This is a genomic window from Agromyces sp. NPDC055658, assembly GCF_053618155.1.
The window spans coordinates 1-19,959 of record NZ_JBSHHD010000043.1; the positions used below are offsets into that span (position 1 = coordinate 1).

Sequence of the window (19,959 nt, forward strand, 5' to 3'; positions counted from 1 at the left end):
GGGGCGCCCGCCGCCGCTCCGTGCTTCCGCCGGTGCCATGGCCGCCACGGGGCGACGGTGGGTCGCGAGCCGGGCAGAGCGTCCCGACGGCGGGCACTCTCCGGACGCCCGGATGCGGAAAGCGGCATCACCCGAACGGTAGGCTCGAGGCGACGACCGCGCGGCGATCCCGCGCTCACCGAGGCGATGGAGCCGGTCCGGCGCGTCGATCCCCGACGCGGCGCACGGCTCCGTGGAGGAAACACTGATGCACGAGCCCGAAGCGACCGAGGCGACCCGTACCGAGACCGATTCGCTCGGCTCGGTCGAGGTTCCGGCCGACGCCTACTGGGGGGTGCACACCAAGCGGGCGCTCGACAACTTCCCGATCTCGAAGCGCCCCATCTCGGTCTACCCCGAACTCGTCGTGGCGCTCGCCTCGGTCAAGCAGGCGGCGGCGCGCGCGAACCGGCAGGTGGGCGTGCTGAACCAGCAGAAGGCCGCGTGGATCGACGAGGCGTGCCAGCGCATCATCGACGGCGAGCTGCACGACCAGTTCATCGTCGGCGTCATCCAGGGCGGGGCGGGCACGTCGACGAACATGAACGCGAACGAGGTCATCGCGAACCTCGCGCTCGAGATCGCGGGTTACCCCAAGGGGCGCTACGACGTGCTGCACCCGATCGACGACGTCAACCGCAGCCAGTCGACGAACGACACGTATCCGACCGCGGTGAAGATCGCGATGGCGTTCTCGCTGCGCACGATGCTCGTCGAGCTCGACCAGCTGCGCATCGCGTTCAGCCGCAAGGGCCGCGAGTTCCACGAGGTGCTGAAGGTCGGCCGCACGCAGCTGCAGGATGCCGTGCCGATGACGCTCGGCCAGGAGTTCCACGGCTTCGCGACGACCCTCGGCGAGGACATCGACCGCTTGCGCGAGACGATCAAGCTGCTCGGCGAGGTCAACCTCGGGGCGACCGCGATCGGCACCGGCATCACCGCCGACCCCGGCTACGCGGCATCCGTCGTCGAGCACCTGAGCGCGATCACCGAGCTGCGCCTCGAGACGGCGCCCGACCTCATCGAGGCGACGAGCGACACGGGCGTGTTCATGACGTTCTCGAGCGCGCTCAAGCGCAGTGCGATCAAGCTCTCGAAGATCTGCAACGACCTGCGACTGCTCTCGTCGGGCCCGCAGGCCGGACTCGGCGAGATCAACCTGCCGCCCATGCAGGCGGGCTCGTCGATCATGCCGGGCAAGGTCAACCCGGTCATCCCCGAGGCCGTGAGCCAGGTCGCCTACTCGGTCGCGGGCGCCGACGTCACCGTCATGATGGCGGCCGAGAGCGGCCAGCTGCAGCTCAACGCCTTCGAGCCGGTCATCGCGCACTCGCTGCTGCAGTCGATCACGTGGATGCGCCAGGCCTGCTGGACGCTCCGCGTCAACTGCGTCGACGGCATCACCGCGAACACCGAGCGCCTCGAGCAGATGGTCGCCTCGAGCGTCGGCGTCATCACCGCGCTCATCCCGTTCATCGGCTACACCGAGGCGGCCAAGCTCGCGAAGCTCGCCCTCGCGAGCGGCCGGCCCGTCGCCGACCTCGTCGTCGAGGCCGGCCTCATGAGCCGTGACGAGGTCGTCGCCCAGCTGCAGCCGTCGAAGCTGTCGGGCATCCGGCCGATCACGACCGTCATCCCCGTGCAGCACCTGCAGGGCGAACCGCACGAGTGACGCGGATGCCTCGGGAAGGGCGTCTCGCCGACGTCGGCCCGAGGCATCCCGTCTCTGCGGGCGCACCGGTGCGGTCAGGCGGGGGAGTCGAGTGCCTCGCGGAGCGCGGCGAGGGCGTCGGCCAGCGCCGCACGCCGACCGGCGTCGAGCACGGCGAGGCGCGCTCGGAGCGACGTCGCCACGAGGGGGGTCGCTTCGTCGAGGAGGCGACGTCCTTCGCCGGTGAGTTCGACGAGTGACGACCGGCGGTCGGCCGGATTCGCGCGCCGAGCGACCCATCCGGCCTGCTCGTGCCGATCGACGGCCTTGCTGACGGCCCCCACCGTGATGCCGATCTCTCGTGCGATGTCCTGCACCCGGCAGGCCTCGACGGTGGCGACGACGTTGAGCACGTCGTAGCTCGACAGCGGCAACCCGTGCGCCGCCTGCAACTCGTCGGAGAGCCGCTCGTACCAGAGCGTCTCGACGCGCACGAGCTGGAGGAAGAGGGCGAGATCGGCGGACATTGTTTCCTCGTAATTAGATTGACAGGAATCTGATTGACCGTAATATCGATTCCTGGGAAGCAATCTACGCGAGGAGGAGCCCCATGTCACGATTCGAGTTCGACCGACTCTCGGGCGACTACGCCGCGTCGAGGTTCGCCGCCGACGCCACCGTCGCCGAGATGCGGACCGCGTTCGCCGCGGGCGCCGTCCCGCCGCCCCCGGGGTTCGCGGCCCGCGACACGGTGCTCGGCGGCCGTCCGGCGATCGAACTCGTGCCCGGCGACGGGGGAGCAGGGGCACTCCTCTACCTGCACGGCGGCGGGTACGTCATCGGTTCCGCCGCGACCGGCGTCGGCATGGCGGCGGCGCTCGCCGAGCGGGCGGGGACGACCGCCTACTCGCTCGACTACCGGCTCGCACCCGAACATCGTTTTCCGGCGCCCGTCGACGACGCGCTCGCCGCATTTCGCGAGCTGGTCGATCGGGTCGGCGGGCGGCGTCTGGTCGTCGCGGGCGACTCGGCCGGCGGCGGGCTCGCCGTCGCAACCCTCGTCGCCGCACGCGACGCCGGGCTCGAGATGCCGGCGGCCGTCGCGGTGTTCTCACCGTGGGCCGACCTGACGCTCAGCGGCGACTCGTTCACGGACCGGGTCGGCGACGACCCGTTGTTCAGCCAGGCCGACATCCGCGGCTACGCCGATCGCTACCTCCCGGAAGGCGGCGCCGCCGAGGTCGCGGCGTCGCCGCTCGCGAGCCCGGTGTTCGCAAGCCTCCGCGGCCTGCCGCCCATGCTCGTGCAGGTGGGCACCCGTGAGCTCCTGCTCGACGACGCAGTGCGGCTCGCGGCCAACGCGGCGCACGACGACGTCGAGGTCGTGCTCGAGGCGGCTGCCCGGGCGCCGCACAACTACCAGACGTCGCTCGACGCGCTCGAGGCGTCGACGGCGGCACTGGATCGGGCCGGCGCCTTCCTCGGTCGGCACCTCGGCGCGGGCATCGGTCGAGCGGAGCTCGTGTCGTGATCGGGCGGCGTGGCGTCAGATCACGCGGCAGTGCGTCGTGAGCGACCCGATGCCGCCGATCGACACCGTCACGGTCGAGCCGTCCTGCAGGAACACCTGCGGGTTGCGCGAGTAGCCGGCGCCGCCGGGGCTGCCGGTCGAGATGAGCGTGCCCGGCGGGATGGTCGCCGAGCGCGAGAGGTACGCGATGATCTCGGGGACGCTGCGCACCATGTCGCCGGTCGAGGCGTCCTGCAGGATGCGGCCGTCGAGGTTCGTGGTGAGCCAGAGGTCCTGCGGGTCGGCGACTTCGTCGGCGGTCACCACGACCGGCCCGGTCGGGGTGAAGCCGTCGAACGACTTGCAGCGCGACCACTGGGCCTCGGAGAACTGGATGTCTCGCGCCGTGATGTCGTTGACGACGGTGTAGCCCCAGACGTAGTCGAGGGCGTCGCGCTCGTGCACGCCGCGGGCGGGCCGGCCGATGATCACGCCGAGCTCGGCCTCGTAGTCGACCTGGTGGGTGAGGTCTTCGGGCCAGGTCGTCGTCGCGCCGTGCGCTCCGAGGGAGTTCGGCCAGAGCGAGAAGATCGTCGGCGCCGTCTCGTGGCGGAGCTTCAGCTCCTGCGAGTGGGCCGCGTAGTTCGCTCCGATGGCCAGGATGTGCGGCGGCCGCAGCACGGCCGACGAGTGGCGCAGTTCGCTCACGGGCGTGAGCTCGGCGCCGGCCTCGAGAGCCGTGTCGACGGCGGCGCGCACCTCGGCGAGGCCCTCAGGGCCGCGTTCGATGAGGTCCTGCAGGTCTCGGGGGCAGTGCTCGAGCACCTCGTCGAGGAAGAGCGCCGCTTCGGCGACGACCACCGCGAGCCGTGGGGTCGATTGGCCTTCGGCTCTCAGGTGCGCGAACTTCACTCGTCCACGCTATCGCGCCGTACGCCGGGATCGTTTGTCGACATGTACAAGCCGACGGCGGCGACCTTCCACGAAGGCGACAGTCGAATTCCATGATGCGAAAGGATCTCGCCTCCCGCGCGTGGCCTACGACGCGTTCCGGCGGTCGTTCCCGGTCAGGCCCGGATGCCTCGCGGCATCCCGCCGGACCGAAAACGGTCCCGCCGGAGCAGGTGAGCCGTAGCGTCGCCGGGTCAGGCGGGACGCAACCGGAGCTCCTGCATGCCCCCGTCGACTGCGACCTCGATGCCCGTCGTCGAGCCCGAGGCCGGGCTCGCGAGGTAGGCGACGGCGCCGGCGACCTCGTCGGCGGCCACGAGCCGGCCGTGGGGCTGGCGCGCTTCGAGGGCGGCGCGCTCCGCCGCGGGGTCGGGCGCCTGGGCGAGCAGCCGGCCGATCCACGGGGTGTCCGCCGTGCCCGGATTGACCGCGTTCACGCGGATGCCCTCGCGCAGGTGGTCGGCCGCCATCGCGCGGGTCAGCGCCGAGACCGCGCCCTTGCTCGCACTGTAGAGCGCCCGCTCGGGCAGGCCCGCGGTCGCCGCGATCGACGACGTGTTGACGATCGCGGCGGCGGGGGACCGCCGCAGGTGCGGCAGCGCCGCACGGGCGACCCGCATCATGCCGAGCACGTTGATGTCGAGCACCCGGTGCCACTCGTCGTCGGCGTTCGCCTCGATCGTGCCCTGGGCGCCGATGCCGGCGTTGTTCACGACGATGTCGAGCCGGCCGAACTCGGCGACGACGCGCTCCACCCCCGCCCGCACGCTCGCGTCGTCGGCGACGTCGACGGCGACCGCCAGGTCGGCGTCGGACGCTTCGGGCCGGAGGTCGAAGACCGCGACCCTGGCGCCCCCGCGTCGCAGGCGCGTCGCGATCGCGGCGCCGATGCCCGACGCCCCGCCCGTGACGACGGCGACGAGGCCGTCGAACTCACCGGGGCCGGTCGGCTGCTGGCTCATGTTCGCTCCTTGGAGATCGTTCACTGCTTCGGGGAGGGGTTCAGGCGTCGACGTAGCGCTGGCGCTGGCGGCCGAGCCCGTCGATCTCGATCTCGACGACGTCGCCCGCACGAAGGTAGGGGAAGCGGCCAGACAGGGCGACGCCCTCGGGGGTGCCCGTGAGCACGAGGTCGCCGGGCTCGAGCGCGAGGAACCTGCTGAGCTCCCAGACGATCGTGTCGATGCCGAAGATGAGGTCGCTCGTGCGCGAGTCCTGGCGGGGCCCGCCGTTCACGAAGCTGCGCAGGCGCACGTCGTCGGCGTCGAGCTCGTCGGGCGTCGCGAGCCACGGGCCGGTCGGGCAGAACCCTGGTGCGCTCTTGCCCTTGGACCACTGACCGCCCGAGACCGCCAGCTGCCAGTCGCGCTCCGAGAGGTCGTTGGCCGTCACGAACCCGGCGATGTGCGCACGCGCCTCAGCGGGGGAGCGGAGCCGGCTCGCGCGTCGCCCGATCACGATGCCGAGCTCGACCTCCCAGTCGGTCTTCTCGCTGCCCGGCGGGATCGTCACGTCGTCGTCGGGCCCGACGACCGTGTTCGGCGACTTCATGAACATCACGAGCTGCTCGGGCGGGGCCGACCCCGATTCCGCGGCGTGCGCCGCGTAGTTCATGCCGATGCAGTAGACCGCGCCCGGTCGGGAGATCGGCGCTCCGACGCGGAGGCCGGCTGCGCCCGTGAGCTCGGGCAGCCGCCCCGCCGCGAGTGCGGCCGCGGCGCGATCCGGGCCGTCGCCGGAGAGGAAGGCGCCGTCGATGTCGGCGGTGAGGCCCCGCAGGTCGAGCACGCGCTCGCCGTCGAGCAGCACGGGGATCTCGGAGCCGGCGTCGCCGAGCCTGGCGAATCTCATTCTGGTGGTCCTTCCGGTCACGGGCACGCGAACATCTGAAGTATGCGCGAGGCTTGGTGATGATTCACGGCGATTCTTGCATACTCCGAGGCGGTTGACATCCGAGACATCCGATGTTTATGCTCAAGGCGCCCACGAAAGGACGCCATGAGCAGGATCGTCAGTGTCGACACCCGGGATATCCGGTTCCCGACCTCCCTCGAACTCGACGGGTCGGATGCGATGAATCCCGACCCCGACTATTCGGCCGCCTACCTCGTCATCCGCACCGATGCGGCCGACGGGCTCGCCGGTCACGCCTTCGTCTTCACGATCGGCCGTGGCAACGACGTGCAGGTCGCCGCGCTCGACGCGCTCCGCGGGCATCTCCTCGGCCGCGACGTCGAAACCCTGCTCGGCGACATGGGCGCGGCCTGGCGCCTGCTCGCGCACGACTCGCAGCTGCGCTGGCTCGGCCCCGAGAAGGGCGTCATGCACATGGCGATCGGCGCCGCGCTCAACGCCCTGTGGGACCTCAAGGCCAAGCGCGCCGGGCTCCCGCTCTGGCAGCTGCTCGCCGGGCTCAGCCCCGAGGAGCTCGTCGCCCTCATCGACTTCCGCTACATCTCCGACGCCGTCACCCCCGCCGAGGCGCTCGAGCTCTTCCGCGCCGCAGAGCCCGGGCGCGCCGAACGCACCGCGAAGCTCCTCGAAGGCGGCTACCCCGCGTACACGACGACGCCCGGCTGGCTCGGCTACTCCGACGAGAAGCTCGACCGGCTCTGCCGCGAAGCCGTCGCCGACGGCTACCCGCAGATCAAGCTCAAGGTCGGCGCCTCGCTCGACGACGACATCCGCCGGCTCGGCATCGCCCGGGCCGCCGTCGGAGAGGACTTCCCGATCGCGATCGACGCGAACCAGCGCTGGGGCGTCGACGAGGCGATCGAATGGGTGCGAGCGCTCGCCGGGTTCGACCTCGCCTGGATCGAGGAGCCGACGAGTCCCGACGACGTCCTCGGCCACGCCGCGATCGCCCGCGGCGTCGCGCCGGTGCGCGTGGCCACGGGCGAGCACGTGCAGAACCGCATCGTCTTCAAGCAGCTGCTGCAGGCCGGCGGCATGCACGTCATGCAGATCGACGCGGCGCGCGTCGGCGGGGTCAACGAGAACCTCGCGAACCTCGTGCTCGCGGCGAAGTACGGCGTGCCCGTGTGCCCGCACGCCGGCGGCGTCGGGCTGTGCGAAGCGGTGCAGCACCTCTCGATGTTCGACTACGTCGCGCTCTCCGGCAGCATGGAGGGACGCATGATCGAGTTCGTCGACCACCTCCACGAGCACTTCGCCACGCCCGCCGTCGTCGAGCGGGGGCGCTACCTCACCCCGACCGCGCCGGGTGCCGGCACCGAGATGCTCGCCGCATCGATCGAGCGCTACACCTGGCGCGGCTCGCACGTGATCGACGACCCGACCGAGGTGCCCGCATGAGCGGACCCTTCACCGCCGAGCGTCTCGGTCCCCTCGGCTACGGGGCGGCCTCGATCGGCAATCTCTATCGCGAGGTGAGCGACGACGACGCCCGTGCCGCCGTCGACGCGGCGTGGGAGTCGGGCGTCCGGTACTTCGACACCGCGCCGCACTACGGCCTCGGCCTCTCGGAGCGCCGGCTGGGCGAGGCCCTGCGCGACCGACCGCGAGACGAGTTCGTCGTCTCGACGAAGGTCGGCCGGGTGCTCGACCCGAACCCCGACTTCTCGGGCGGCGACGACATGGCCTTCGACTTCGCGGTGCCCGACCGCACCGTGCGGCGCTTCGACCCCGGCGAGGCGGGCATCCGGCGCAGCATCGAAGACTCGCTCGAGCGGCTCGGCATCGACCGCATCGACATCGCGTACCTCCACGACCCCGACGCGTACGACCTCGACCGGGGATTGGCCGAGGGCCTCCCCGCGCTCGCCAGGCTCAGGGAGGAGGGTGTCGTCGGCGCGATCGGCATCGGCACGAACAGCGCGGATGCCGCGGCGCGAGCCGTTCGCGAGGGCGACCTCGACCTCGTCATGATCGCCGGGCGGTACACCCTGCTCGAGCAGCCCGCGCTCGCCGAACTGCTGCCGCTCTGCAGCGAGCGGGGCGTCGGGGTGGTCGCGGCCGCGGTGTTCAACTCGGGCCTGCTCGCGACCTCGACGCCGGGCGCGACCGCGCGGTACGACTACGGCGCCGTCCCTCCCCGGCTGCTCGAGCGCGCGCGCCGGCTCGCCGCGGCGTGCGAGGCCGAGGGCGTCGAACTGCCCGTCGCCGCGATCCAGTACCCGCTTCAGCATCCCGCGGTGCGCGCGGTCGTCGTCGGGTCGGCTCGCGCCGCCGACATCGCGCAGAACGCGCGGCGCGTGCACGCCCCGCTGCCCGACGGGCTCTGGTCGCGACTCCGCGAAGAGGGGCTCATCCCATGACCGCGGCCCGCACGATCGACGCCCACCTCCACCTGTGGACCCGCTCGGAGGGGGCCTACCCCTGGATCACGCCCGAGCTCGGACCGCTCTACGCCGACTTCGGCCCCGGCGACGCCCGGGTGGAGCTCGACGCCGCCGGAATCGACGCGGCCATCCTCGTCCAGGCCGCCGATTCCGCCGCCGACACCCGATTCATGCTCGACGTCGCCGCGCGGCACGAGTGGGTGGCCGGCGTCGTCGGCTGGGTGCCCCTCGACGACACCGCTGCCGCGATCGACGCGCTCGACGACCTCTCGGAGGAGCGTCGGCTCCGAGGCATCCGCCATCTCGTGCACGTCGACCCGCGCGACGACTTCCTCGACCTGCCGGCCGTGCGGTCGTCGCTCGCCGAGGTCGCAGCGCGCGGCCTCGCGTTCGACGTGCCCGATGCGTGGCCGCGCCACCTCGGTGCCGCCCGTCGCCTCGCGGCTGAGCTCCCCGGGCTCACCGTCGTGATCGACCACCTGGCGAAACCGCCCGTCGGTGGCGACGGCTTCGACGAGTGGCGTCGGGAGTTCGCCGCGACGGCCGCCCTGCCCAACACGGTCGCGAAGTTCTCGGGGCTCCACCTGCCCGGGGTCGCCTTCGACGAGTCGTCCGTGCGACCGTCGTTCGAGGTCGCGCTCGACCTGTTCGGCGCCGACCGGCTCATGTACGGTGGCGACTGGCCGATGTCGGTGCCGCACGGCGGCTACGCATCGACCTGGCGCGTGATGCGCGCGTGCCTCGACGACCTGGCCCCGTCCGAGCTGGCCGCGGTCCTCGGCGGTACGGCCGAGCGGGTGTATTGCCTTGAGTAATCCGATCTCTGCGCCGCTTTCGCTACGGATTCGCAACGTTCATCGCTGAAACCTCATGAAACATCGGATGAGTAGTACACTCATCACCACATCTCAAGGAAGAGAGGCCCACGTGCTGAGTGGCATCAACCCGATCCTCGGCGGCGAGTTGCTGGCCGCGCTCGATCGGCTCGGCCACGGCGACGAACTCGTCGTCGCCGATGCGAACTTCCCGGCGCACCGGGTCGGCGCCGCCGTCGTCGAAGCACCAGGCATCGCCGCCGCGCAGGTGGTCGAGGCCATCCGCACGGTCGTGCCGCTCGACGGCTACGAGGGCGCGTCGGTGCTGCTCATGACCGCCGAGGGCGGCGAGCGGCTGCCCGTGCAGCACGAGCTCGTCGCGGCCGCGGCCGTGGCCGACGACCGCGTCGGCGAGCTCGAGCGGTTCGCGTTCTACGAGCGGGCGGCCGGCGCTCGACTGATCGTCCGGACGGGCGAGCTCCGGCCCTACGGCAACCTCGTCCTGCGCAAGGGCGTCGTGAACGCCTACCGGTCGACGGGAGCGGCGCAGTGACCGCGGCGACCGGCGCCCTGCTCGAGGTCGAGGGCGTCAGCAAGGGCTTCCCGGGCGTGCAGGCGCTCGCCGACGTGCAGCTCGAGCTCCGGCACGGCGAAGTACTCGCCCTCGTCGGCGAGAACGGCGCCGGCAAGTCGACGCTGATGAAGCTGCTCGCGGGCATCTACACCCCCGACGCCGGCACGTTCCGCCTCAACGGCCGGGAGCTGTCGATCGAGGGTCCGCGCCAAGCGCAGGAGCTCGGCATCTCGATCATCCACCAGGAGTTCAACCTCATGCCCGACCTCACGGTCGCGCAGAACATCTTCATCGGCCGCGAAGAACGGCAGGCCGGGCTGTTCCTCGACGACCGGGCGCTCAACCGCCGGGCGCAGGAGCTGTTCGACCGGCTCGGCCTCGCACTCGACCCCGCCGAGCGGGTCGAACGGCTGACGGTCGCCCGGCAGCAGATGGTCGAGATCGCGAAAGCGCTCTCGTTCGACGCCAAGGTCCTCATCATGGACGAGCCGACCGCGGCGCTCAACGACGCCGAGGTCGACGTGCTGTTCGGGCTCATCGAGCGGTTCCGCACGCCGGAGACGGGGGTCATCTACATCTCCCACCGCATGGAGGAGCTCGCCCGCATCTCCGACCGCGTCAGCGTGCTGCGCGACGGCCGGTACGTCGGCACCCGCGTGACCGCCGAGACCGAGCCGCGCGAGATCATCTCGCTCATGGTCGGTCGGGAGATCAAGGGCGAGCAGCGGCCGGTCCCGAGGCATCCCGAGGGCGAGCCCGTGCTCTCCGTGCGCGGCCTCTCGACCAAGCACCTCCTGCGCGACGTCGACTTCGAGGTGTACCCGGGCGAGATCCTCGGCTTCGCGGGGCTGATGGGCGCGGGACGCACCGAGGTCGCCCGCGCCGTCGTCGGGGCCGACCGGCGCGAGTCCGGCGAGATCCGCATCCGCGGCACGGCGGTCGACATCGCGAACCCGGCCGAGGCGGCCCGGCTCGGCATCGGCTACCTCTCCGAGGACCGCAAGCAGCTCGGCGTGCTGCTCGAGCGCAGCGTGCGCGAGAACATCGTGCTCTCGTCGCTGCGCGACTACGCCTCGGGCCTCGGCTTCGTGCGCGACCGGCGCATCGAGGCCACGGGGCGCGAGTACGTCGAGCGGCTCCGCATCAAGACCCCCTCGACCGCGCAGCTCGTCCAGAACCTCTCCGGCGGCAACCAGCAGAAGGTCGTCATCGCGAAGTGGCTCGTGAAGGACTGCGACGTGCTCATCTTCGACGAGCCGACCCGCGGCATCGACGTGGGCGCGAAAGAGGAGATCTACGTGCTGCTGCGACGGCTCGCCGACGAGGGCAAGGCGATCGTCATGATCTCGTCGGAGCTGCCCGAGGTGCTGCGCCTCTCCGACCGCATCGCCGTCATGGCCGAGGGCCGGCTGACCGCCGTGCTCGACAACGCCGAGGCCACCCAGGAGAACCTCATGGACTACGCAACCCGATTCTCAAGCGAAGGAACGATCGCACGATGAGCCCGACCACGACGAAACCGGAATCCGGCCGCCCCGACGCCGCGACGACGCCGTCGACGAGCGCGTACGCCGCGATCGACGCCGGCAAGCCCCGAACGGCGTGGCTGCGCGGCTCGCTGCAGCAGTTGCTCGCCTTCGCGAGCCTCATCGTGATCGTCGCGGTGTTCTCGTTCGCGAGTCCGCACTTCTTCACCGCCAACAACCTCGTGTCGATCCTCACGGCGGCGACCGTCACCGGCATCCTCGCGCTCGGCACGACGTTCGTCATCATCACGGGCGGCATCGACCTGTCGATCGGCACCGGCATGGTGCTCTGCGGCGTGATGGCGGGCGTGTTCCTCACCTACCTCGGCTGGCCTCTCTGGGCCGGCGTCACGGCGACGATCCTGTTCGGCGCGCTCATCGGGCTCGTCAACGGCGTGAACGTCTCGGTGCTCGGCATCCCGCCGTTCATCGCGACGCTCGGCATGATGCTCATCGCCGCAGGCCTCTCGCTCGTGATCTCGGGCACGAAGCCGATCTACTTCTCGGAGACCCCCGAGTTCCAGTCGATCATGAACCTGTCGATCATCCCGGGCATGCGGTTCCCGCTCGGCGTCGCGATCTTCATCGTCATGATCGTCGTCGCCGCCGTGCTGCTGTCGAAGACGATCCTCGGCCGCTACACGTTCTCGATCGGCTCGAACGAGGCGGCCACCGCGCTGTCGGGCGTGAACGTGCGGCGTTGGAAGATCATCATCTACACGCTCGCGGGCCTGTTCGTCGGACTCGCCGGCGTGCTCAGCGCCTCGCGCCTCTCGTCGGCCCAGCCGACGGGCGGCATGGGGCTCGAGCTCGAGGCGATCGCCGCCGTCGTCATCGGCGGCACGTCGCTCCAGGGCGGCAAGGGCTCGATCGTCGGAACCGTGATCGGCGCACTGATCATGGCCGTGCTCACGAACGGCCTGCGCATCATCTCGGTCCCGCAGGAGTGGCAGTCGGTCGCGGTCGGCATCGTCATCCTCGTGGCCGTCTACCTCGACATGCTGCGGCGCCGACGCGCCTGAGCGGCATTCGGCCGAGGCATCCGCCCGCAGGCGGGGCCGCGGCACCACCCACCACCCCAACCCCCAACAAGTACCACCTGCACCACCTACACCAAGGAGTGAGCATGTTCAAGAAGCGCGCACTGGGCGCCGTCGTCGGCGCCGTCGCCGCGGCCCTGATCCTCGCGGGCTGCGCGAGCGACGGCGGCGACTCGGGATCCGCCGACGGCGGCAGCGGCGAGAAGCCGTACGTCGCCCTGGTCTCGAAAGGCTTCCAGCACCAGTTCTGGCAGGCCGTGAAGACGGGCGCCGAGCAGGCGGCCGAGGAGTTCGACGTCGAGATCACGTTCGAGGGCCCCGACACCGAGGCCGACGTCGACCAGCAGATCCAGATGCTGCAGACCGCCCTCGACAAGAGCCCCGCCGCGATCGGGTTCGCCGCGCTCGACAGCCAGGCCGCGGGCCCGCTGCTGCAGCAGGCGAAGGACTCGAACATCCCGGTCATCGCGTTCGACTCGGGCGTCGAGAGCGACATCCCGCTGACGACCGCCGCGACCGACAACCTCGCCGCCGCCGCCGAGGCCGCGAAGCACATGGCCGAGGCCGTCGGCCACGAGGGCAAGGTGGCGCTCGTCGTGCACGACCAGACCTCGGTGACCGGCCAGCAGCGCCGCGACGGCTTCGTGTCGTACATGGAGGAGAACGAGCCGAACATCGAGATCGTCGACGTCCAGTACGGCGGCGGAGACCAGGCGAAGTCCGCCGACCTCGCGAAGGCCATCATCGCCGCCCACCCCGACCTCAAGGGCATCTACGGCTCGAACGAGGGCTCGGCGATCGGCGTCGTGCAGGCGGTGAAGGAGCTCGGCATCGACCCCGCGAAGCTCGCGGTCGTCGGTTTCGACTCGGGCAAGGCGCAGATGGACGCCATCCGCGACGGGCTCATGCTCGGCGCGATCACGCAGAACCCGATCGGCATCGGCTACGAGACCGTCAAGGCCGCGGTCGAGGCGATCGACGGCGAGGAGCTGCCGAAGACGATCGACACCGGGTTCTACTGGTACGACGCGTCGAACATCGACGACGAGGAGATCCAGGCCGTCCTCTACGAGTGACGCCCTGGGGACGCCTCGGGGGCGCCGGCTTCGGCCGGCGCCCCCTTCTTCGTGGCGGGCGAGGCCCCGCGCGGGCGCACCCAGGCGGACGCGGCGCGGGCGCTCAGCGGATCAGAGGGCCGAACGCAGCCACTGCTCGACGCCCGACACGTGCACCACCGTGAGCGCCGCGGCGAGCTCGGCGTCGCCCGCGGCGATCGCGTCGAGGATCGCATGGTGTTCCTGCAGGGTGCGCTCGACGGCGCTCTCCTGGGTGATGCCGCGCCAGATGCGGGCGCGCACGGTGTGGCTCGAGAGCGAGTCGATGAGGCTCGCGAGATAGCTGTTGCCGGTCGCGTCGGCGATGCCTCGGTGGAACTCGAGGTCGTGGGCGACGAGGCCCTCGACGTCGGCGGCGTGATCGACGCCCGCCACCGACTCCCGGAGACGCTCGAGGTCGGGCTCGGCCGCGTGCCGGGCGGCGAGCGAGGCGGCGGCCGGTTCGAGGATGCGACGCACCGCGAAGATCTCGAGCACCGAATGGTCGTCGTGCAGGTCGACGACGAACGACATCGCCTCGAGCAGCAGCCGGGGCTCGAGACTCGTGACGTACGTGCCGTCGCCGCGGCGCACGTCGAGCACGCGGATCACCTCAAGCGCCTTCACGGCCTCGCGGAGGGACGAGCGCGAGAGGCCGAGCCGCTCGCTCAGCTCCTTCTCGGGCGGCAGGCGATCACCGGGCGCGAGCTCGCCCGACATGATCATCTCTTTGATGCGCAGGATCGCTTCGTCGGTGACGGCCATGCCGGAATCGTAGCGCGTCCGGCGCCAGACATCAGATCTCTGCGGCTGCGGCGCGCCACAGGTGCATCGACGCGTAGCTGCGCCACGGCGCCCATGCTGCGCCGAGCGCGTCGAGCTCGGCTGCGGAACCGGGCAGTCCGAGGCGCTCGGCACCTGCGCGCAGGGCGAGGTCGCTGGTCAGCAGGATGTCGGGCGCCCGGGTGACCCGCATCGCCACGTAGCCGGCCGTCCAGCGGCCGATGCCGGGAATCACGATCAGGTCGCGGTACAGCTCGCCGCGATCGCGGTCGGCCGAGACGACGAGTTCGCCGGAGTCGAGGCGTGAGGCGACGTCGATGATCGTGCGGATCCGGGTCGCCGGGCCGCGCAGCACGTCGATGCCGTGCTCGGCGATCGCCGACGCGGTCGGGAAGAGCCGCAGCAGCCCTTCGCCGCCGACGGGGCCGGGCCGATCGCCCGGCACGAGCGGTTCGCCGAGCTCGGCCGCCAGTCTCGACAGCGTCGTGCGCGCGGCCCTGACCGAGATCTGCTGGCCGATGAGCGCCCGGAAGACGAGTTCGTGCGCGTCGAGGCAGCCCGGCATGCGGAGGCCGGGGTGCGCGGCGACCGATGCAGCGAGGGCCGGGTCGGCGCCGAGCGCGGCATCGATCGCGACGGCGTCGGCGTCGAGGTCGAAGAGGCGGCGCACGCGGGCCACGAGCGGGGGCAGGTCGGTGAGCGACGCGAGCCGCGCCTCCACCTCGATCGCGGGCGACCGCTCGTCGCCGCTCGACTCGAGCGAGACGACGGCCGGGCCGCCCGGAAGGCGCAGCGATCGCGTGAAACGGCCGCCGTCGGCGACCTCGACCCCGTCGACGGCCCGCGCGGCGAGCCAGGCGAAGACGCCGGCTGCGTCGAACGGGGCGCGCGCGGGCAAGCGCAGTCGCACGAGCCCGTCGCCGCTCGGTACGCGACGTTCGGCCGATCGCGCGGTCAGGCGCAGCTGTCGCGGGGTGCGCTCGTAGACCGCCTTGACCGTGTCGTTGAACTGCCGCACGCTGCCGAAGCCTGCCGCGAACGCCACGTCGGCGGTCGGGAGGTCGGTCGAGGTCAGGAGGACCCGCGCGGTCTGGGCGCGGTGCGCTCGAGCGAGCGCCAGCGGCCCGACGCCGAGCTCGGCGGTGACGACGCGGGTGAGGTGCCGCGGCGTGTAGCCGAGGTGCGCGGCGAGGCCGGGCACGCCCTCGCGTTCGACGACGCCGTCGGCGATGAGGCGCATCGCACGGGCTGCGAGGTCGTCGCGGAGGTCCCATTCGGGGGAGCCGGGCACGGCATCGGGAAGGCACCGCTTGCACGCCCGCAGCCCGGCGTCGTGCGCGGCCGCGGCGGTCAGGTAGAAGCTGACGTTGCCGGGCTTCGGCGCGACGGCGGGGCAGCTCGGCCGGCAGTAGATGCCCGTCGAGTGCACGCCGGTGACGAACTGGCCGTCGAACCGTGCGTCGCGCGCCTGCATGGCTCGGTAGCGCTCGGCGAAGACCGGGTCGTCGAGCGGGTCCTCGATGCGCGTGGCGGAGATGGTCATGCACTCAGCCTCGCACGGCCGCCGACAACAACTCGCGGAAATCGGACGTCGCCGCGGCGTGGCTAGGGTTGAGGCATGCCGCACGTCCTCGCCCAGCTCAACGACGCCCTCGGCGCCGCCGTCACCGTCGACCCGGCCGCGCTCGAGGCGACCCGCGAAGACCGCTCGGGATGGCGCAGCGACAGCCCGCCGCTCGCCGTAGTGCACGCGGGGTCGGTCGACGACGTGCAGGCGGTCATGCGCATCGCGCACGCGACCGCGACCCCCGTCGTCGTGCGCGGCGCCGGCACCGGCCTCGCCGGCGGCGCCATCGCGAGCCCGGGCGCGATCGTGCTCGACCTCTCGCGGATGGACCACATCATCGAGATCTCCGAGGCCGACGAGCTCGCGGTCGTCGAGCCGGGCGTCATCAACGGCGACCTCAACGATGCGCTCGCCCCGCTCGGGCTCTGGTTCGCGCCCGACCCGGCGAGCCGCGCCATCTCATCGATCGGCGGCAACATCGCGACGAACGCCGGAGGCCTGCTCTGCGCGAAGTACGGCGTCACCCGCGAGGCGGTGCTGGGCCTCGCGGTGGTGCTCGCCGACGGCCGCCTGGTGCGCCTCGGCCACCGCACGGTCAAGGGCGTCACGGGGTACGACCTCACCGCCCTCTTCACGGGGTCCGAGGGCACCCTCGGGGTCATCGTCGAAGCGACCGTGCGGCTGCGGCCGATCACGGCGGGCACCCCGGTGACCGTCGCCGCCGCGTTCACCGACGTCGAGGCCGCGGCCGCCGCGTGCGCGGCGGTCACCGCCGCCCGCATCCGACCCGCGGTGCTCGAGCTCATGGACGCGGGCGTCGTGGCCAGGGTCGCCGCGTACCTCGGTGACGACGCGCTCGCCGGCACGCCGCTCGAGACGACGGCACCGGGCGAGACGTTCCTCATCGCGCAGGCCGACGACGGCTCCGCGGCCGCCGAGGCCGCGCGCATCGCCGAGCTCTTCGCCGCGGCGGGCGGACGGGTCACGCTCTCGCACGACGCAGAGACGGGCGAGCGGCTGCTCGACATCCGGCGGGCGATGCACCCGGCGCTCGCGGCGAGCGGCCAGGTGCTCATCGAGGACGTCGCGGTGCCGCGCAGCGCGTTGCCGGCCATGTTCCGCGCCATCGAGGAGATCGGGGCACGACGCGGCGTCGAGATCCCGACGATCGCGCACGCCGGCGACGGCAACCTGCATCCGAACTTCGTGTTCACGGGAGACGAGGTGCCCGAGCACATCTGGGCGGCGGCCGACGAGATGTTCCGCGCGGCCGTGGCACTCGGCGGCACCCTGACCGGCGAGCACGGGGTGGGCGTGCTCAAGCGCCGATGGCTCGCCGAGGAGCTCGGCGACGACGTGTTCAAGCTCCAGCGGGCGGTCAAGGCCGCCTTCGATCCGACCGGCATCCTGAATCCCGGCGTCATGTTCGAGGCATCCGCGCCGGCCGGTTGACGCGCCGGGAACGGAGGAGGTCTCCACGCCGCCGAAGGACCGCCGCGGTTCGGTAGGCTGCCCCGGTGAGCCACGTCGCCCCCGGCCCAGCCCCGCAACCCGCCGCCCCCGCTTGGGCGGCGCCCGTCCGGGCGCGGAGCGGCGGCACCGTCTTCGCCGTGATCGGCATCGTGCTCGGTGGATTCGCCGCACTGCTCGTGATCGCCTACCTTGCGATCGCGCTCGGCGCCTCGACCCTCGTGATCGGCTCCCTGCTCGCCCTCGTGCCGCTGGCCGGCGTGCTGCTCGCCATCCGCTGGGTCGACCGCTGGGAGCCCGAGCCGCGCGGCGCGCTGTGGTTCGCGTTCCTCTGGGGCGCGGCGGTCTCGGTCGTCGTCGCGCTCGTCGTCGATCTCGGCGTGCAGCTCGCGGTGGCGTTCGTCTCGCCCGGCGGCGGGGCCGACGAGGCCGTCGGGGCCGTCGTGCAGGCGCCCGTCGTCGAGGAGGTCGCGAAGGGCTTGGGCGTGCTGCTCGTCTACGCCTTCGCGAGGTGGCAGTTCGACGGGCCGGTCGACGGGCTCGTCTACGCCGCGACGGTCGCGGCGGGCTTCGCCTTCACCGAGAACATCATCTACTTCGGGTCCGCCCTCATCGAGGGCGGTGCAGAATCGCTCGGCGCGACCTTCGTCGTGCGCGGCATCTTCTCGCCGTTCGCGCACGTGCTGTTCACCGCCTGCACGGGGCTCGCGATCGGCATCGCCGCGCGACGCGGTGCAGGCGGCGGCGTGATCGGCTGGTTCCTGCTCGGACTGCTCGCCGCGATCGCGCTGCACGCGCTCTGGAACGGCTCGCTCGCCTTCGGAGACGACGCGGTCGGCCTCTACCTCACCGTGCAGGTGCCGATCTTCGCCGGTGCCGTCCTGCTGGCCGTGCTGCTGCGTCGCGAGGAGGTGCGCACGACGCGCCGCCGGCTCGGCGAGTACGCGGCCGCGGGCTGGTTCAGCCCGGCGGAGGTCGACCTGCTCGCGACGCCGGCCGGCCGACGACAGGCACTGGCGTGGGCTCGTGCACAGCGCCCGCCGCGGACGGCGGGAATGCGACGGCTCATCACCGACGCCACGCACCTCGCCTTCGCCCGGCAACGGATCGCGTCGGGTGTGGGCGGGGCGAAGTCGGTCGCCGACGAGCAGGCGCTGCTCGCCGCGATCGTGTCCGAGCGTGCGGCGCTCATGCGCTGAGGACCGCAACGGCGGCGAGGCGAGCCACCGGATATGATGTCGGCATCCGCAACGACGCGATCGGAGACGGCGTGCCCGTGCCGCAGCGACCCCCTCGGGGCTTCGATGCCGATGCCCTGCGCGACCGACTCCTGCGTGCCCAGGACGACGCCCTCGCCTCGGGCGCGGTGCCCCCGACGCTCCGGCCGGTGGTTCGCGCCTCGTGGGAGCGAGCGCTCCGCGGGGCGATCGACCCGGCGCACGCGCTGCCGAGCATGGAGCTCGATGAGGACGGGTTCCGGGCCTACCGCGAGACGCACGCGCTCGCACCGGTGATGCCCGTGATCCGGCGGCTGCTCGTCGACGATGCGGGTGAGGCCGGCCTGGTCGTCGCCGTCGGCGATGAACACGGACGCCTGCTGTGGGTCGAGGGCGATCCCGCGCTTCGGCATCGGGCCGAGGACATGCTGTTCGTCGCGGGCGCCGACTGGTCGGAGTCGACGGTGGGCACGAACGCGCCCGGCACGGCGCTCCAGGTCGACCGCGGCGTCCAGATCCGCGGCGCCGAGCACTTCAACCGCATCGTCCATCCATGGAGCTGCACCGCAGCTCCGGTGCACGACCCGCAGACGGGCGCCGTGCTGGGCGTCATCGACATCACGGGCACCGATCACGCGGTGGCTCCGCACACGCTCCCACTCGTCATGGCGACGGTGGCCGCGGTCGAGGCCGAGCTCAAGCTCGCGCACCTCGAGTCCGCCGTGCGCAGCACGCTCCGGCGGACGCGGATCCGGCCGGTCGAGCCCGCGGCGACCGCGCTCGACGTGCTCGGCCTGCGCCGCCCCCGTCTCGGCGGTCGCGAGCTCGGCCTCCGCCACGCCGAGATCCTCACGCTGCTCTCCTGGCATCCGCGCGGCCTTCCTGCCGAGCGCCTCGCCGCACTCGTCTACGGTGACGAGTCGAGCACGGTGACCCTGCGCGCCGAACTCGTGCGGCTGCGGCGAACGCTCGACGCCGCGGGTGAGCCTCCGGTCGCGTCTCGCCCCTACCGCCTCGTCCGGCCGCTCGCCCTCGACGCGCACGAAGTGCTCGCGCGCCTGCGCCGCGGCGCCCGCCGCCGGGCGCTCGACGCGTACCAGGGGCCCTTGCTGCCCGACTCCGCCGCGCCCGGCATCGTCGAGATCCGCGCCGAGGTGGCGAGCCGACTTCGCGAATCACTCCTCGCGGATGCCGCCCCCGAGCTCCTCCTCGACTACGCCGAGCGCGACGAGGGGCGCGACGACGTCGAGCTCTGGCGCGCCGTGCTCCGGCTGCTGCCCCCGCGGTCGCCGCGCCGTGCGTCGGTCGTCGCCCACCTCGAGCGACTCGACGCGGCGCTCGGCTGACCGGCCGTCTCCCGTCGACCGCGTGGTCCGCGCATCCCGTCGACCGGGCGCAACGCAGGTGCAACGTCCGGGCAA

Annotated in this window: 18 protein-coding genes; 12 read left to right on the forward strand and 6 right to left on the reverse strand. The window is 72.1% G+C overall.

Annotated features, from left to right (window positions below):
* The first annotated feature begins 247 nt into the window (after positions 1 to 247).
* A complete protein-coding gene (locus ACWGPE_RS16570) occupies positions 248 to 1,711 on the forward strand; it encodes an aspartate ammonia-lyase (protein ID WP_231431387.1) in 1,464 nt (487 codons plus the stop codon).
* 74 nt (positions 1,712 to 1,785) lie between these two features.
* Here the strand turns inward: ACWGPE_RS16570 and ACWGPE_RS16575 are convergent, their stop codons facing one another.
* Positions 1,786 to 2,217: a MarR family winged helix-turn-helix transcriptional regulator gene (locus ACWGPE_RS16575; protein ID WP_231431386.1), complete on the reverse strand. Its 432-nt coding sequence runs from the start codon at positions 2,215 to 2,217 to the stop codon at positions 1,786 to 1,788.
* Between the two features lie 83 nt (positions 2,218 to 2,300).
* Here ACWGPE_RS16575 and ACWGPE_RS16580 point away from each other — a divergent pair, with 83 nt between their 5' ends.
* Complete coding sequence (locus ACWGPE_RS16580) at positions 2,301 to 3,221, forward strand: alpha/beta hydrolase (RefSeq protein WP_452049100.1); 921 nt, start codon at positions 2,301 to 2,303, stop codon at positions 3,219 to 3,221.
* A gap of 15 nt (positions 3,222 to 3,236) precedes the next feature.
* On the opposite strand, the gene ACWGPE_RS16585 is transcribed toward ACWGPE_RS16580, so the two are convergent.
* From ACWGPE_RS16585 to ACWGPE_RS16595, 3 genes are all read right to left on the reverse strand, one after another.
* Complete coding sequence (locus ACWGPE_RS16585; RefSeq protein ID WP_452049101.1) at positions 3,237 to 4,112, reverse strand: fumarylacetoacetate hydrolase family protein; 876 nt, start codon at positions 4,110 to 4,112, stop codon at positions 3,237 to 3,239.
* 233 nt (positions 4,113 to 4,345) lie between these two features.
* Positions 4,346 to 5,113, reverse strand: coding sequence for an SDR family NAD(P)-dependent oxidoreductase (locus tag ACWGPE_RS16590; protein WP_376931088.1), 768 nt, complete (start codon positions 5,111 to 5,113; stop codon positions 4,346 to 4,348).
* 40 nt (positions 5,114 to 5,153) lie between these two features.
* Positions 5,154 to 6,002 carry a fumarylacetoacetate hydrolase family protein gene (locus ACWGPE_RS16595; RefSeq protein ID WP_452049102.1) on the reverse strand — a complete coding sequence of 283 codons (849 nt, stop codon included), beginning with the start codon at positions 6,000 to 6,002 and terminating at the stop codon, positions 5,154 to 5,156.
* A gap of 147 nt (positions 6,003 to 6,149) precedes the next feature.
* On the opposite strand from ACWGPE_RS16595, the gene ACWGPE_RS16600 reads away from it, so the two are divergent.
* The 7 genes from ACWGPE_RS16600 (at position 6,150) to ACWGPE_RS16630 (ending at position 13,483) form a co-directional block, all read left to right on the forward strand.
* Entirely contained in the window at positions 6,150 to 7,466 is a 1,317-nt protein-coding gene (locus ACWGPE_RS16600; protein WP_452049103.1) for an L-fuconate dehydratase, read from the forward strand.
* Positions 7,463 to 8,428: an aldo/keto reductase gene (locus tag ACWGPE_RS16605; RefSeq protein WP_231431380.1), complete on the forward strand. Its 966-nt coding sequence runs from the start codon at positions 7,463 to 7,465 to the stop codon at positions 8,426 to 8,428. Before ACWGPE_RS16600 ends, ACWGPE_RS16605 begins: the two co-directional genes overlap by 4 nt.
* The gene (locus tag ACWGPE_RS16610) at positions 8,425 to 9,267 is read left to right on the forward strand and encodes an amidohydrolase family protein (RefSeq protein WP_452049104.1); all 843 of its coding nucleotides are present in this window, start codon (positions 8,425 to 8,427) and stop codon (positions 9,265 to 9,267) included. Before ACWGPE_RS16605 ends, ACWGPE_RS16610 begins: the two co-directional genes overlap by 4 nt.
* A gap of 112 nt (positions 9,268 to 9,379) precedes the next feature.
* Positions 9,380 to 9,820 (forward strand): RbsD/FucU family protein, encoded by a 441-nt coding sequence (locus ACWGPE_RS16615; RefSeq protein ID WP_231431378.1) that lies wholly within the window; start codon positions 9,380 to 9,382, stop codon positions 9,818 to 9,820.
* Positions 9,817 to 11,343 carry a sugar ABC transporter ATP-binding protein gene (locus ACWGPE_RS16620; protein WP_275506717.1) on the forward strand — a complete coding sequence of 509 codons (1,527 nt, stop codon included), beginning with the start codon at positions 9,817 to 9,819 and terminating at the stop codon, positions 11,341 to 11,343. Before ACWGPE_RS16615 ends, ACWGPE_RS16620 begins: the two co-directional genes overlap by 4 nt.
* A complete protein-coding gene (locus ACWGPE_RS16625; protein ID WP_452049105.1) occupies positions 11,340 to 12,389 on the forward strand; it encodes an ABC transporter permease in 1,050 nt (349 codons plus the stop codon). The genes ACWGPE_RS16620 and ACWGPE_RS16625 overlap by 4 nt, the downstream gene beginning before the upstream one ends.
* 104 nt (positions 12,390 to 12,493) lie before the next feature.
* Positions 12,494 to 13,483, forward strand: coding sequence for an ABC transporter substrate-binding protein (locus ACWGPE_RS16630; protein WP_231431375.1), 990 nt, complete (start codon positions 12,494 to 12,496; stop codon positions 13,481 to 13,483).
* 111 nt (positions 13,484 to 13,594) lie between these two features.
* On the opposite strand, the gene ACWGPE_RS16635 is transcribed toward ACWGPE_RS16630, so the two are convergent.
* Both ACWGPE_RS16635 and ACWGPE_RS16640 read right to left on the reverse strand, forming a co-directional pair.
* On the reverse strand, positions 13,595 to 14,266 hold the full coding sequence (locus ACWGPE_RS16635) for a FadR/GntR family transcriptional regulator (RefSeq protein ID WP_231431374.1): 672 nt from the start codon (positions 14,264 to 14,266) through the stop codon (positions 13,595 to 13,597).
* 31 nt (positions 14,267 to 14,297) lie between these two features.
* Positions 14,298 to 15,827 (reverse strand): AlkA N-terminal domain-containing protein, encoded by a 1,530-nt coding sequence (locus tag ACWGPE_RS16640; RefSeq protein ID WP_231431373.1) that lies wholly within the window; start codon positions 15,825 to 15,827, stop codon positions 14,298 to 14,300.
* A 75-nt stretch (positions 15,828 to 15,902) separates the two neighbouring features.
* On the opposite strand from ACWGPE_RS16640, the gene ACWGPE_RS16645 reads away from it, so the two are divergent.
* From ACWGPE_RS16645 to ACWGPE_RS16655, 3 genes are all read left to right on the forward strand, one after another.
* On the forward strand, positions 15,903 to 17,303 hold the full coding sequence (locus ACWGPE_RS16645; RefSeq protein WP_452049106.1) for an FAD-binding oxidoreductase: 1,401 nt from the start codon (positions 15,903 to 15,905) through the stop codon (positions 17,301 to 17,303).
* A 65-nt stretch (positions 17,304 to 17,368) separates the two neighbouring features.
* A complete protein-coding gene (locus ACWGPE_RS16650; protein WP_231431371.1) occupies positions 17,369 to 18,520 on the forward strand; it encodes a PrsW family intramembrane metalloprotease in 1,152 nt (383 codons plus the stop codon).
* 77 nt (positions 18,521 to 18,597) lie between these two features.
* Positions 18,598 to 19,884: a GAF domain-containing protein gene (locus ACWGPE_RS16655; RefSeq protein WP_275506721.1), complete on the forward strand. Its 1,287-nt coding sequence runs from the start codon at positions 18,598 to 18,600 to the stop codon at positions 19,882 to 19,884.
* Positions 19,885 to 19,959 lie beyond the last annotated feature (75 nt).

Bases quoted from the DNA above. Each gene is read 5' to 3' on its own strand.
- ACWGPE_RS16640 (WP_231431373.1), bottom strand. From the start codon at position 15,827: ATGACCATCTCCGCCACGCGCATCGAGGACCCGCTCGACGACCCGGTC.
- ACWGPE_RS16590 (WP_376931088.1), bottom strand. From the start codon at position 5,113: ATGAGCCAGCAGCCGACCGGCCCCGGTGAGTTCGACGGCCTCGTCGCC.
- ACWGPE_RS16600 (WP_452049103.1), top strand. From the start codon at position 6,150: ATGAGCAGGATCGTCAGTGTCGACACCCGGGATATCCGGTTCCCGACC.
- ACWGPE_RS16605 (WP_231431380.1), top strand. From the start codon at position 7,463: ATGAGCGGACCCTTCACCGCCGAGCGTCTCGGTCCCCTCGGCTACGGG.
- ACWGPE_RS16595 (WP_452049102.1), bottom strand. From the start codon at position 6,002: ATGAGATTCGCCAGGCTCGGCGACGCCGGCTCCGAGATCCCCGTGCTG.
- ACWGPE_RS16580 (WP_452049100.1), top strand. From the start codon at position 2,301: ATGTCACGATTCGAGTTCGACCGACTCTCGGGCGACTACGCCGCGTCG.
- ACWGPE_RS16625 (WP_452049105.1), top strand. From the start codon at position 11,340: ATGAGCCCGACCACGACGAAACCGGAATCCGGCCGCCCCGACGCCGCG.
- ACWGPE_RS16635 (WP_231431374.1), bottom strand. From the start codon at position 14,266: ATGGCCGTCACCGACGAAGCGATCCTGCGCATCAAAGAGATGATCATG.
- ACWGPE_RS16630 (WP_231431375.1), top strand. From the start codon at position 12,494: ATGTTCAAGAAGCGCGCACTGGGCGCCGTCGTCGGCGCCGTCGCCGCG.
- ACWGPE_RS16645 (WP_452049106.1), top strand. From the start codon at position 15,903: ATGCCGCACGTCCTCGCCCAGCTCAACGACGCCCTCGGCGCCGCCGTC.
- ACWGPE_RS16610 (WP_452049104.1), top strand. From the start codon at position 8,425: ATGACCGCGGCCCGCACGATCGACGCCCACCTCCACCTGTGGACCCGC.
- ACWGPE_RS16575 (WP_231431386.1), bottom strand. From the start codon at position 2,217: ATGTCCGCCGATCTCGCCCTCTTCCTCCAGCTCGTGCGCGTCGAGACG.
- ACWGPE_RS16570 (WP_231431387.1), top strand. From the start codon at position 248: ATGCACGAGCCCGAAGCGACCGAGGCGACCCGTACCGAGACCGATTCG.